Below are 13,908 nucleotides of genomic sequence, written 5' to 3' on the forward strand. Positions count from 1 at the left end.
GCCCGCACCGCTTCCGCTCTTCGTCCGCTTTGACACCGACTCGTCCGCAATCAACTCCCGGTGGCGGGTGGCGGGTTTACGTCATGGCAGGACCATAAAGAGGTCAACTCTCCCCAAAGGTCTTCCTATTCCATCAGTGTGAGCGGTCGTAGGACTCCGCACTCCGAACAGACCTCCATTGTGCGAACAGGGATGCCCATGCCTTTCGATCACATATCCGCGAAGAGACGCGCGGCCCGTATAGCACTGGCCGCGGGCCTGGTCGCCGCTTTGTCGGCCGCCGGGCCCGCTCTCGCGGTCGCCGACCCGGCGCCCCCGACTCCCGCCGCCACCGCGGCGGGTGACGCCCCGGCGCCGGACGCCCCCGCCAAGGACGCGGCCGACAAGCTCGGTTCGGCCGATGCCTCGCTGCTGGCGAAGGCGAAGTCGGACGGCGACAAGAACGTCACGTTCATGCTCGCCACCACCCCCGGTGACACCGCGCAGGTCACCGCGAAGCTGCACGCGCAAGGCGCGAGCGTCGGCCAGACGTACGACAAGATCGGCTACGTACGCGCCACCGTGCCGACCGCGAAGGCGGACTCGGCGATCGCGGCGGCGACCAGACTTCCCCAGGTGCTCTCGATCGACCTCAAGCAGGAGATCGCCCTGGACGACCCGACCCCGGCGGCGGACACCACCACCGCCGCGGCCCGGCACGGCAAGCCGGCGAAGACGTACCCAGGTCCCGACCGGAACACCCCGGCGAAGAACCCGTACCAGCCGGCCTTCGAGACCGGCGCGGTCGACTTCGTCAAGGACCACCCGAGCGACGACGGCCGCGGCGTGACCATCGGCATCCTGGACGCGGGCGTGGACGTCGGCCATCCGGCGCTGCAGAAGACCACCACCGGCGAGCGAAAGATCGTCGACTGGGTGACCTCGACGGACCCGATCCAGGACAGCGACGCCACCTGGCGGCCGATGGTCACCGCGGTGACCGGTCCGGCCTTCACCGCCTCCGGGCGCGCCTGGACCGCGCCGGCCGGCTCGTACTACTTCAGCACCTTCGCCGAGGCGGCCACCAAGGGCGGCGACGAGGCGGGCGACCTGAACCGGGACGGCGACACCACCGACGTGTGGGGGCTCCTCTACGACCCGACGACCGGCACGGTGCGGGTCGACCTGAACAACAACGGTGACTTCACCGACGACACGGCGATGAAGCCGTACAAGGACGGCTTCCAGATCGGCCACTTCGGGACGGACGACCCGAAGACCGCGATCTCCGAGTCGGTGCCCTTCACCATCGAGATCCGCAAGAACGTGCCGATGGACCCGTACGGCGGGACCTGGGTCGGCAAGACCGCGGACTTCGTCAACATCGGTGTGGTGGAGTCCGAGCACGGCACCCATGTGGCCGGCATCACCGCCGCCAACGGGCTGTTCGGCGGCCGGATGGACGGCGCCGCGCCCGGCGCGAAGATCGTCTCCTCCCGGGCCTGCACCTGGACCGGCGGCTGCACCAGCATCGCGCTCACCGAGGGCATGATCGACCTGGTGGTCAACCGGCACGTGGACATCGTCAACATGTCCATCGGCGGGCTCGCCTCCCTCAACGACGGCGCCAGCGCCCGCGACCAGCTCTACAAGCAGCTGATCGACACCTACGGCGTGCAGCTCGTCATCTCGGCCGGCAACGACGGCCCCGGCGTCAACACCATCGGCGACCCGGGCCTGGCCGACCACGTGCTGAGCGTGGCAGCCTCCATCTCCAAGGAGACCTGGGCGGCCAACTACGGCTCGGTCATGGACGTGCCGTACGGCCTGCTGCCCTTCTCCTCGCGCGGTCCGCGGGAGGACGGCGGCCTCGCCCCGGTGATCACCGCCCCCGGCGCCTCGATCAACGCCATCCCGACCTGGGAGCCGGGCGCCCCGGTCACCGAGGCCGGCTACAGCCTGCCGCCCGGCTACGCGATGCTCCAGGGCACCTCGATGGCCTCCCCGCAGGCCACCGGCGCCGCGGCGCTGCTGCTGTCGGCCGCCAAGTCCCACCACATCACGGTCAGCCCGGCCCAGCTCAGGACCGCGCTCACCAGCACCGCCAAGGACATCCACGGCACCCAGACGATCGAGCAGGGCGCCGGCCTCGTCGCCGTCGGCCCCGCCTGGGACCTGCTCAAGCGCGGTGTCTCCGCCGACACGTACACCGTCAAGGCGCCGGTGAACACCGTACTGTCCGGCTTCCTCCAGACCCCCGGCTTCGGCACCGGTGTCTACGACCGCGAAGGCGGCCTGAAGACCGGCGGGCAGCGGACGTACGACGTCACCGTGACCCGCACCAGCGGTCCGGCCTACGCCCAGGCGCACAAGCTGAGCTGGGCGCACAACGACGGCACGTTCAAGGTCGCGACCCCGTGGGTGCTGCTGCCGCTGAACAAGCCGGTCACCGTGAAGGTGACCGCCAAGCCCAAATCGGTCGGCGCGCACAGCGCGCTGCTGAACCTCGACGACCCGCTGACCCGCGGCGTCGACACACAGATCCCGGCCGCGGTCGTGGTCGCCAGCCCGCTGGCCGGCCCGGCGTACGCGCAGACCCGCTCCGGCAGCATCGGCCGTGACGAGACCACGTCGTACTTCTTCACCGTGCCGGCCGGGGTCACCTCGCTCGAGGTCGCCATGGACGGTCTGAAGACGGGCAGCCAGACCCGGTTCGAGACCATGCACCCGTACGGCGTGCCGATGGACTCCACGGCCACTCCCGACTGCTACCCCAACTACAACAACCCGGCCAACACCTGCCGTCCCGACGTGCGGTCGTACGCGAGCCCGCAGCCGGGCGTGTGGGAGATCGAGGTGGAGGCGCGCCGCACCTCGCCGCTGCTCGACAACCCGTACAAGCTCACCGTCTCGCTGCTCGGCGCCGCCTTCGACCCGGCGACACAGACCCTCGACGAGGCCAAGGTGGGCACGCCGACGCCCGCCACCTGGCAGGTCACCAACAACTTCGCCTCGCTGAAGGGCGCGTTGAAGGGCGGCCCGCTCGGCTCGGCGCTCACCGCCAAGCCGACCATCGGCGAAGGGGACGCGCAGACCACCGAGCTGACCATCGGCGCGGGCGTCTCGCGGCTGGACGTGTCCATCGGTTCGCCGTCGGACACCGCGGCCGACCTGGACCTGTACGTGTACCTGGACGGGGCGCTGGTCGCCCAGTCCGCCGACGGCGACGCGGAGGAGTCGGTCAGCCTGACGAATCCGGCCGCCGGTACGTACACCTTCGAGGTGGACGGCTACTCGGTGCCGTCCGGCTCGACCACGTACGACTACGAGGACGTCTACTTCGCGGACAGCCTCGGCCAGGTCTCGGTGGGCTCCGGCACGGTCGACCTGCCGCACGGCGCCAGCACCCAGGTCGCGGCCTCCGTGCTGGTCTACTCGCCGGCGCCGGCCGGCCGGCGGTTCTTCGGCGAGGTGCAACTGCTGGACGCCCGCGGTTCGGTGGCGGGCAAGGGCAGCGTGATCATCACCAAGACGGTCTCCTGACCGGGGCACTTCCGTGCCGCGGAACGGGATCGGCGACGTGATGGGAACGTGACCAGGAAGTCGGCGCGGTGACCCATACGGAGCCGTGTCGGTGACGAATCCCCCGTGAGGGGGAAGCAGGCGGGGCGGGCGCTCAGGGGGCGCGCGCCCCGCCTTGCCGTTGGCGGCCGTCCAGCCGCGCCTGTGGCGTGGTTGTGTTCCCCTTGCGCCGGGCCCGGTCACGGGGTAGGGGATCGAGGCGCGGGGTAGTGCTAACGGGATGCCTGGGAGGACGGAGACGTGATGGACCGGGTTCGGCTGGCCGGACTGTACGGCGTGGATGTGGCGTATCGGCCGGCTCCGGGGGTGGAGGTGGCCGTGCCGGCGGAGACGGTCGTCGCCGTGCTCGCGGCCCTCGGCGTGGACGCCACGACCGGCGCCGCCGTCAAGGACGCCCTCGACGCGTACGAGCGGCGGGAGGCGCGGCGGCTGCTCCCGCCCTGCACGGTGATACGGATCGGGGAACCGCTCCCGCGGCCGCCGGACGGGGGCCGGCTGACCGTGTTCACCGCCGACGGCGCCCCGCTGGGCGCGGGCGCGCCGGCCGTGCCCGGCCGCTACACCCTGCGGGCCGAGACCCGGGACGGACGGACCGCGCGCGGCGACCTGGTGGTGGCCCCCGGCCGGCTGGCGGGCCCGCGGGAGCGGACCTTCGGCTTCATGGCGCAGCTCTACTCCACCCTGTCCTCGCGTTCCTGGGGCATGGGCGACCTCGGCGACCTCGCCGATCTGGCCGCCTGGTCCGGCCGTTCGCTGGGCGCCGGGTTCCTCCAGATCAACCCGCTGCACGCGGCGGTCCCCGGCCATCCGACCGACCCCTCGCCGTACAGCCCGTCCTCCCGCCGCTTCCCCGACCCGGTGTATCTGCGGGTCGAGGAGGTCCCCGAGTTCGCGTACCTGTCGCCCGAGGACCGCGAGGAGGCGGGCCGGCTGCTGGCCAGGGCCGCCGCGCTGCGCGACAGCGTGCTGCTGAAGGACGCGCTGATCGACCGGGACGCGGTGTGGGAGCTGAAGTCGGCGGCCCTGGAGCTGGTGCGCCGGGTGCCGCTCAGCCCGGGGCGCCGGGCCGCGTACGCGGACTTCCTCGCCGCCCAGGGGCAGGCGCTCGACGACCATGCCACCTGGTCCGCGCTGGCCGAGGTGCACGGCTCCGACTGGCATTCCTGGCCGACAGGTCTGCGCGATCCGCGCTCCACCCATGTGGCCAGGGCGCGCGGCGATCTGCTGGAGCGGGTGGACTTCCACTGCTGGCTGAGCTGGCTGACCGACAGTCAGCTCGGCGCCGCGCAGCGGGCCGCCAAGGACGCGGGGATGGCGATCGGGATCGTGCACGACCTGGCGGTGGGTGTGCACCGGTCGGGGTCGGACGCCTGGTCGATGCAGCATGTGCTGGCGGCCGGCATGTCGGTGGGGGCGCCGCCCGACGCCTTCAACTCGCGCGGCCAGGACTGGGGGCTGCCGCCCTGGCGGCCCGACGCGCTCGCCGCCACCGGGTACGCGCCCTACCGCGACCTGGTCTCGCGGATGCTGCGGCACGCCGGCGGGCTGCGGATGGACCATGTGATGGGCCTGTTCCGGCTGTGGTGGGTGCCGGAGGGCCGCCCGCCGACGGAGGGCACCTATGTCCGCTACGACGCCAAGGCGATGCTGGGGCTGCTCGCCCTGGAGGCCCACGAGGCCGGCGCGGTGGTGATCGGCGAGGACCTGGGCACGGTGGAGCCCGGGGTCAGGGAGGACCTGGCCGACCGCGGCTTCTTCGGCACGTCGGTGCTCTGGTTCGAACGGAACTACCAGAACGCGGACGGCGAGGCCGGCGACGGCCTGCCGCTGCCGCCGTCGGCCTGGCGGGAGTCCAGCCTGGCCACCGCCACCACGCACGACCTGCCGAGCACCGCGGCCCGGCTGACCGGTGAGCATGTGGAGCTGCGGCACCGGCTGGGGCTGCTGACCCGGCCGCTGGCCGAGGAGGAGGCGGCGGACTCCGCCGACGTCGCCGACTGGATCGCGCTGCTGGAACGGCTCGGGATGCTGCCGGAGGGCACCGCCCAGGAGGAGGGCGTGGTGAAGGGGGTGCACCGCTTCCTGGCGAGCACCCCGGCCCGGATGGTCGGCATCTGGCTGCCGGACGGGGTCGGCGACCGGCGCCCGCAGAACCTGCCGGGCACCTGGACGGAGTACCCCAACTGGCGGCTTCCGGTGGCCGGCCCCGACGGCACCCCGATGACCCTGGAGGAGCTGGCCGCCTCCCCCCGCCTGCACGCCCTCGCCGACGAGGTACGCCGCCGCATCGAACGGCCGGCCACCGACACTCCCCCACCCGCGGCCGCCTCCCGACCCCCCGGGACGGTCGACATCGCCTCTTAAAGGACCCCCGGGCGCGCGGGGCGTGGTGGCGGTCACTACATTGAACGGGTGGACAAGAAGCTCACCAAGAAGGTCACGCGCGCCGGGGTCGTCACCGCTGGTACGACGCTGATGCTGCTGTTGTCGTCCCCCGCGTTCGCGCTGACCCGTGACGACGGCGACGACCCGGGTTCCGGCCTGAGCGTGCTCCAGACGCTCGGGCTGTACGTCGGCATCCCGCTTCTGCTCTTCATCGTCATCGCGGGCGCGGTCGTGCTCACAGACAAGCCGCGCAAGACCCCGCAGGACTGATCGCACGCACCGGCCGCCCGCCGACTGCCCCCGCCACGCCCCGCCTCATCCCGCCAGCGGGTGCGCCGGGGGCTCGGTGCCGTCGGCTTCGGCCGGCGGCCGGTGCGGGCCGGCCGGCCCGTCCGGCGCGGCCGTCGGCAGATTGCGGCCGAAGGCCCGCCAGGACGCCGCGGTGACCACCGTCATCGCCGCCGCCGAGCACCAGAACGGCGCGGTCACCCCTCGCCAGCTCACCAACGGCCCGCCGATCAGCGCCCCCACCACATTGCCGCCGATCGCCAGCGTCATGAAGACGCTCTGCACCCGGCCTCGCAGCTCCGCCGGGATCCGCCGCTGCCGGAACGTCGTCTCCACCCCGGCCAGGACCGACGAGTGCGTGCCGAAGGCCACCAGCACCGACGAGGCGGCCCACGCCGCAGTCGACAGGGCCAGGCCGACGTGCGTCAGTGTCTCCACCACCAGCCCGGCCCGCAGCAGCGACGACACGCGGAACCAGGACTGGAGCCGCGGGGCCAGCAGCGCCCCGAACACGCCGCCGACCGCGCTGGCGGACAGCAGGAAGCCGTAGCCCACATCGCCGAGGCCGAGCCGGTCGCGCGCGTAGAGCACCATGATCGAGAAACCGGCGGTCAGGGTGACGTTCATCAGGCACAGGGCGACCGACAGGGTCCGGATCACCGGGTCGCCCCACAGCCAGCGGATTCCGTCGCCGATGTCGGCCCGGATCGACCGCCCCGGGGCCGGGATGGCGGGCCGCTCCCCCACGCCGCCCGCCCGGCCGCCCGCCCCGCCGCCGAGGCCGCGCATCGTGACCATCAGCAGCGCGGAGACCAGGAAGGACGCCGCGTCCAGGCCGAACGGCAGCGCCGCCGCCAGCACGAACAGACCCGCGCCGAGCGGACGCCCGGCGAACTTGTCCAGGACGAAGTACGCGCCGTGCAGCCGCGCGTTGGCCCGGGGCAGCAGCTCGGGCGCGACCACCGCGGGGACCAGCGTGGACGCCGCGTTCTGGGCCAGCGTCTCGCCGGTGCCCAGCAGGAAGGCGACGGCGTAGATCAGCGGGATCGAGGCATGTCCCCACCAGACGCCGAGCGCGAGGACCGCGGTGATCGCGCCGCGGGACGCGTCCACCGCCACGATCAGCCTCCGCTTGTCGACCCGGTCGATGAGCGCGCCGCTGATCAGGGAGAAGAGCAGCCAGGGCAGTTGCTGGACGAAGACCGCGAGGCCGATGAGCACCGGGTCGTCGGAGACCGAGGCGACCAGCAGCGGTGAGGCGGCGGCCACCATGCCGTCGCCGAGGGTCGAGACCGAGTTCGCCGCCCACAGCGTACGGAAGTCACGACCGAGCCCCGCCGCCGCCATGTCGTGCCTCCCGTAACAGCCAAAGACGCCGACTGTAGTCGTCGGACGCCCGCGCGCCCACCGGTTTTCGGTGGGCGCGCGGGCGGGGGGCTCCGGGGGCTCAGACGTGCGGGCGGGTGCCCGGTTCCTGGTGCGGGAGGGACTGGGTGGCGCCCGGGAGCGTCGGCTTGGGGAGGGTGGCCACCTCCTGCTCGGCCTGTTCGAGCCGCGCCGCCGTGTCGTCGGGGAGCGTCGGGGTGGGCCGGGCGTCGGTGAAGCGGAAGACCGAGGTCAGGTCGCCGAAGGTGCGGCGGCGCCAGGCGGAGATGTTGGTCTCCTTGACGCCGGTGACGGTCTCCAGCAGCCGCAGCGGCGAGGTGTGGTCGAAAGCCTCGCTGGCCACGTAACCCCCGACCGTCCAGGGCGAGATGATGATCGCCGGGACCCGGAAGCCGGCGCCGATCGGCAGGTTCTGCACGAACTCGGCCGCGGTGCCCGCGGGTGCGGTGGGCGGTGCCACGTGGTCGAACAGGCCGTCGTTCTCGTCGTAGTTGAGGATGAACGCGGTCTTCGCCCACACCGCGGGGTTGGACGCGATCGCCTCGATCTTCTGGGCCACGAAGTCCGCGCCGGCCGCGGGCAGATAGTCCGGGTGCTCGGACTGGGCGCTGGTGGGGATGATCCACGAGACGGCCGGCAGCCGGTCGTTGCGCGCGTCGTCCTCGAAGGTGCCTTCCGCGCCCGGGCGGACGCCCTTCTCGTAGAGCGCGGAACCGGGTTTGGCGTTCTTGAAGTTGGCGAAGTTCTCCAGCATGTTGCAGCCGTAGTCGTCGTCCTGCTGGTAGACCTGCCAGCTCACGCCGGCGTTCTGGAGGCGCTCGGCGTACGTGGTCCAGGTGTACGGCGTGGGCGCGCTGTTGGAGATGACCGGGCCGCCCTTGGTGCCGCCCGGGTCGATCGTGCCGGTCATCCAGTAGAGGCGGTTGGGCCAGGTGGGGCCCATCACCGATGAGAAGTAGTTGTCGCAGATGGTGAAGTTCTCCGCGAGGGCGAACTGGAAGGGGATGTCCTCGCGGTTGTAATAGCCCATCACGTAGGGGCCGTTGGCGCCGTCCGCGCTGCGGTGGGCCGGCAGCCACTTGTCCATCTTGCCGTTGTTCCACGCCTGGTGCTGGACCGACCAGGCATGGCTGGTGGACGGGATGGCCTGCGCGCTGGTGGTCTTGGTGTCCAGGTGGAACGGCAGCAGATAGCCGTCGGGGTTCACCGTGTCGGGCTGGTAGAAGACCGAACGCCCGGTGGAGAGCTTCAGCGCGTTGGGGTCGCTGAAACCGCGGACCCCGGAGAGGGTGCCGAAGTAGTGGTCGAACGAGCGGTTCTCCTGCATCAGCAGGACGATGTGCTTGATGTCCGTGATGGAGCTGTTGCGGGGCGGGCCGGCCGCCACCGCCTTCTGCACGCTGGGGGGCAGCAGCGAGAGTGCCGCCGCGCCGCCGATGGCCCCCGCCGCCGATCCGAGGAGCCGGCGTCGTGTCAACTCGGCCATGAACGTTCCTCCTAGAGCTTTGAGCCTGCTAAGCCTGGAGCTGCCGTTGCTGGGCCCCCCGCGGGGCCACTCAAAACTCTGCGGAAGTTGAGCGTGTGGCGATGGAGGCGGGCGGTGAACAGGTGACCAACGAGCAGAGAGCGTTGGACCACAGCTTTCCGTGCTTCGCCCGGCCATGACCGCAGGCACGCCGAAACTCGACCGGAAGGGGTGCCGGACGGCGTATCACCTCGTCAGGGGCGGTCTGCCGTGGTAATGGTGCGTCAGTCGACGGGCTGGAGGTGGGCCTCGGTGATCACTCCGTCGACGACGGTGAACGTTCCCTCGTAGCGCTGCGTGCTGCCGTCGTCCTGGGTGGCGAGCAGCCGCACCGAGGCCTCGTCGGGCCCGGTGTCCTCGGCGTCCGCCTCGTCCTTGGCGGTGTGCTCGAAGCCGGCCGCGAAGGCGGAGTAGGTCTCGCCGAGGTTCTTGCCGCCGAGATCCCAGGCGGACCGGTAGTCCTCGCGGTTGATCGCGGCGAAGTAGGCGAGGGCCACCTCGGCGGGGTCCGTCGGGGCGGTCGCCGGGAGGGTGTCCGAGTCCATGGGGGTGCCGGTGGGTGTGCCAGTCGGTGTGCCGGTGGGTGTGTCCGTCGGCAGGTCGGTGGGCGGCGGCTCGGGCGCCGGTGAGGTGAGGTCGGTGGGCGGTGTGCCGCTCGGGGACGGCGTGCCCTGGGTGCCGGCGGTCGCCGAGCCGGCCGGTGCGGTCGCCTCGCGCCGCCCGTCGCCGGACGAGTGATGGGCGTTCACCGCCACCGCGGTGCCACCGCCCACCAGCAGCACGGCGGCCACGGCGAGCAGCAGGCGGTTGCGCCTGCCCGGCGACCGGCCCGGTCCACCGCCCTCGCTCTCGGGCGGTCCCGGCACGGGGGCGATCCGCGCGGTGACCGTGGAGTCGGCGGACACGGGCGGGCCCGGCGGCAGCGGCGCGGCGGGCGGTACGGCGGGCGCGGGCCGCGACGGTGCGGGGGGTCCCGGCGGTACGGGCTCGGCGAGCGGTACCGCGGGCGCGGGCCGCGAGGGTACGGGCGGTAGCCGCTGTCCGGGCGGTACGGGTACCGCGGTTGACCCGGGCCGCGCGGTTGATCCGGGCTCCCCGGCCGGAACCGGCGGCACGGGCGGCGGCGCGGACGGCGCCGGCTTCGTCCACGACACGGCGGGTCCGGACGACGCGGCTCCCGGCGAGGCAGCGCTCCCCGTCGGCCAAGGCGGCGGCAGCGGCCAGTCCAAGGGCGTCCGGTCCGCCACGACCGTCGAAGGGCGCGAATCGCCGGGCATGACCACGGAAAGCGCCGGGCCCCCGGTGGCCCGGGGCAGCACCGGCTGAGCCAGCGGCAGGACGGCCGCGTCGTCGGATTCACCGGACAACGCGCCGAGAACGGCCGCCTCGGCCCGGTCGGCGGCGAGCACGGTGAGGCCCAACTGGTCCTGGAGCGCCTCGGCCAGTCCCGGCACCCGGGTGGCACCGCCGTAGAGGAAGACCGCGGCGAGTCCCCCGGCGGGGATGCGGGCCGCCGCCACCGCGCCGGCCAGCGCGGCCACGCTGGCCCGCAGCCGGGGTTCGAGCAGCGCGGCGATCTCCGCGCGGGTCAGCTCGGTACTCGTCTCCGTACCGGGGACGGGCACCCGCGGCACCGACGCCAGCCGCTCCCGCAGCCCGCGCACCTCACCCGGCGCCCCGGCCTCCGACACCTCGGCCGCTCCCGGCGGCAGGGCGGCGCGGATCCGCACGGCGAGCGCCCGGCCCACCGCCTCGTCCACCGCGGCGTCGCTCAGCGGCCCGCCGTCCCCTCGCGCCCACCGCTCCAGACCGTTCGCGCCCCGGGTCAGCACACTGACGTGCGCGTGGTCGGCCGCCACCCCGTAGACCGCGACAGCCGTGCCCGGGGGCAGCGCGAACCGGTCACGGAAGTAGCGCCCGGCGCCGTCCGGAGCGGGCAGCAGCTCCACCGGCCCCGCGGGCGGGGGGAAGGCGGCCCGGGCGGCGGACCGTACCGCGGCGCGGGCCTCCTCCCCCCACCACGGCGGGTGCACGATCACCAGCCGGCTCGGCGGCTGTCCCCGATGCGGCGCCGCCGCCGCCCGCACGGCGCGGCCGAGTTCGGCCACCGCGTCAGGGGCGGCGGCACCCCGACTCGCCGGCGCCCCGGCGTCCTCACCGAGGTCGAGCCCGGTGAGCAGGCCGTCGACAACCGCCGCGCCCACCACGGGCACGGCGCTGACGTCCACCGCGACGGAACGGTCGGCCATCGGAGCTCAGCCGCCGAAGAGCTTGCGGAAGACGTCTTGCAGGGCGGCCACCGAGCCGGCCATGCCGCTGACCCCGCCGAGGATCGCCGCGGCCCGCTCGATGGCCGCCCGCAGGGTGTCCTTCCTGGGCTCCTCGCTCCCGGTCTCCGTCGCCGCCTCGGTGATCGCCCGCTCCACGGTGAGCGCCTGGGGCGCCGACAGCGCCTCGGGTGCCCGGTCGATCAGTGCGGCGAACTCCGCCCGGAGCGCCTCGATCGCGGTCGACAGGTCGGCGATGGTGACCGTGCTTCCGTCCCGCGCCGCCGGACCGCCGACGTGCTGGGTGAGCCGGCTGCCGGCGCCGGTCGACTGCTGGCCGGAGATGTGCTGGCTGCCGCCGCGGACGATGTTCTGGATTCCCGAATTCCCGCCGGGCGGCGGCGACGCGGCGTCAGATGCGGACATGGGGTTCCTGCTTCCCTTTTCGATACGGAGATGGGCCGGCTCTTCGGTCGCTCTGTTGTTCGGGACTTGCCGTTCGCAGCGTGTCGTTGGCGCGTGCCGTTCGGGGCGTACTCCGCGGGCTTCGCTCTTCAGAGCCCCGACTGTTCGAGCCGGCTGTCGGCGCCGGTCGACTGCTGACCCGTCATGTGCTGAACTCCGCCTTCGGCGACGACGTTCTGGATTCCGCCGATTCCGACCGTGGCGTTGGCACCGAAGAGGTTCACCTGGGAGTTCACCGTCTGCGCCATACGCTCGAATTCGGAGGTGGCGTATCCGGCCCGCCGCAATTCACCGAGCACGGCGCTCGACGCCCGCTGACGTACGCTCACGAAGAAGCGGTGCACATCCACTTCCTGGAAGAGCTGCTGATAGACCGGCTCGGAGCCGAGCTCGCGCAGACTGAGCCGCGGTCCGTGGTCGACCGGGCGGCCGGCGACGATCATCCGCTGGTACCAGTGGGCGCGCCGACCGGCCCTGATCACCGAGCGCAGCGCGAGCGCGGGCTCTATCACCGAGGTGACGGCGTCGAAGGCGAAGGCCCGCAGGGACCGGCCCACGGCGGCGGCGCCGTCGGGCACCCGCTCCGGGGGAAGGACGCCGTCCACCACCCGGTAGCGCTCGGCGATCGGCGGCAGCAGGAAGGGCACGCCCTCCACCTGCAACAGGCCGCCCTGGATGTAGGCGCGCAGGAACACGGCGGCGACGATCTGCCCCTCCCACAGCTCCGCGCGCGCCTCCAGGTAGTGGCGCACGCGCTCGTGGGAGCCGTAGTCCAGCAGGTCGGCGATGGACGGCTGGATGGCCATCACGCCGGTGCCGGGTGTGGGGACGCTCAGCGCGCCGTACCACCGGCTGGGGTCCTCCTTGCGGGTGCCGGTGCGGAAGACCCGGTCGCGCACGATCAGCCGGCGCAGCGGGTCGCCGGGGTAGAGGGAGCCGCCGGCCAGCTCCGCCAGGCCCTGGCCGAGGGCGCGGTGCACGGCCGGGAGGAAGAGCTGCTGCGGCTCGGCGCCCGCGTCGCGGTGCTTGGCGTCGGGGGTGAGCTCGATCGGGAAGGACCACGCCTTGTCCTCGATGGCGAGGCCCGCGCCGACGAACGGTTCGAAGTCGCTGTAGAGCGTCTCCGCCTCGGCCCACCGGTTGCGCAGTCCGTCGAAGACCGTTTTGAAGTGCGGGAAGTGGCCCTCCGCGCTGCGGCCGGTGTGGAGCGCGGCGAGATCGCCGTGCCGCCGGTACCGGGCGACGGCGCCGATCGCCACCCAGAGCAGGATGATCAGCAGGACGGCCCACCAGTGCGGCCCGCCCCCGCCGGAACCGCCGACAGCCGAGCCGTCGTAGCCGGACCCGGATCCGGACGAGAAGAACCCGCCGTCACCCGAGGAACCGCCGAGTCCGCGCAGCAGGAAGAACGGCACGACCAGGATGCCGCCCACGAACCACAGAGCGAACAGGGCCACCGCCATCACGACCAGGCTGCGGGTGTTGCGGCCGCGGCCGGTGGCGGCGGTGCGGCCCCGGGTACGGCCCGCGGCGAAGACCAGTTTGACCACCCAGACGATCAGCCTGGTGACGAGGACGAAGGCGATCGCGACGCCCGTACTGGCCGACGCGGCGAGCAGGCCGCCGATCGCGACCACCAGCACCAGGGTGCCGGCGACGACCGCCTCCCGCCGGGCGAGCAGGCACTCGGCCAGCACCCGCGCCATGTCGACGCCGGGCGTGGCGGCGGGGACGCGGTGCTTGTTCTCGATCAGCTCCTCGATGGCCCGGGTCCTGAAACGCCGGTCGAGATGAGCGGCGGCGCAAAGATGCCGGGTGGCGTCCCCGCTCGGCGGTCCGGCGTGATAGTCGAGAAATCCGCGATGATCGGCTTGTACGGCCACGCTGGTATCCAAGGTCCCCCCTCTGGATATGAGCCGACCCACCGCGCAGATGTGACGTGGGTCTCAACTCTCCTTCAGCATAGGGGGGATGCCGGGGCGCCGCGCGGGTAATTCCGAGAGTTCCGGTACGGCCGCCGATTGCGTGGCC

The 13,908-nt window shown here is 72.9% G+C and carries 8 protein-coding genes; 3 read left to right on the forward strand and 5 right to left on the reverse strand.

Annotated elements, in window-relative coordinates; all coding sequences use genetic code 11:
- The first annotated feature begins 198 nt into the window (after positions 1–198).
- From OG519_RS10305 to OG519_RS10315, 3 genes are all read left to right on the forward strand, one after another.
- On the forward strand, positions 199–3,522 hold the full coding sequence (locus tag OG519_RS10305; RefSeq protein ID WP_405581590.1) for a S8 family serine peptidase: 3,324 nt from the start codon (positions 199–201) through the stop codon (positions 3,520–3,522).
- Between the two features lie 282 nt (positions 3,523–3,804).
- Complete coding sequence (gene malQ / locus OG519_RS10310; RefSeq protein WP_405581593.1) at positions 3,805–5,925, forward strand: 4-alpha-glucanotransferase; 2,121 nt, start codon at positions 3,805–3,807, stop codon at positions 5,923–5,925.
- Between the two features lie 111 nt (positions 5,926–6,036).
- Positions 6,037–6,216, forward strand: coding sequence for a hypothetical protein (locus OG519_RS10315; protein WP_405592610.1), 180 nt, complete (start codon positions 6,037–6,039; stop codon positions 6,214–6,216).
- Between the two features lie 45 nt (positions 6,217–6,261).
- On the opposite strand, the gene OG519_RS10320 is transcribed toward OG519_RS10315, so the two are convergent.
- The 5 genes from OG519_RS10320 to OG519_RS10340 form a co-directional block, all read right to left on the reverse strand.
- Positions 6,262–7,581, reverse strand: a complete 1,320-nt coding sequence (locus tag OG519_RS10320; RefSeq protein WP_405581595.1) for an MFS transporter — start codon at positions 7,579–7,581, stop codon at positions 6,262–6,264.
- A gap of 100 nt (positions 7,582–7,681) precedes the next feature.
- Complete coding sequence (locus tag OG519_RS10325; protein ID WP_405581598.1) at positions 7,682–9,106, reverse strand: alkaline phosphatase family protein; 1,425 nt, start codon at positions 9,104–9,106, stop codon at positions 7,682–7,684.
- Positions 9,107–9,369: 263 nt separating this feature from the next.
- On the reverse strand, positions 9,370–11,394 hold the full coding sequence (locus tag OG519_RS10330; protein ID WP_405581601.1) for an Hsp70 family protein: 2,025 nt from the start codon (positions 11,392–11,394) through the stop codon (positions 9,370–9,372).
- 6 nt (positions 11,395–11,400) lie between these two features.
- A complete protein-coding gene (locus tag OG519_RS10335) occupies positions 11,401–11,838 on the reverse strand; it encodes a hypothetical protein (protein ID WP_405581603.1) in 438 nt (145 codons plus the stop codon).
- 128 nt (positions 11,839–11,966) lie between these two features.
- Entirely contained in the window at positions 11,967–13,760 is a 1,794-nt protein-coding gene (locus OG519_RS10340) for a hypothetical protein (RefSeq protein WP_405581605.1), read from the reverse strand.
- Positions 13,761–13,908 lie beyond the last annotated feature (148 nt).

The sequence above is a fragment of the Streptomyces sp. NBC_01190 genome (assembly GCF_045039895.1).
Taxonomy (GTDB): domain Bacteria; phylum Actinomycetota; class Actinomycetes; order Streptomycetales; family Streptomycetaceae; genus Actinacidiphila.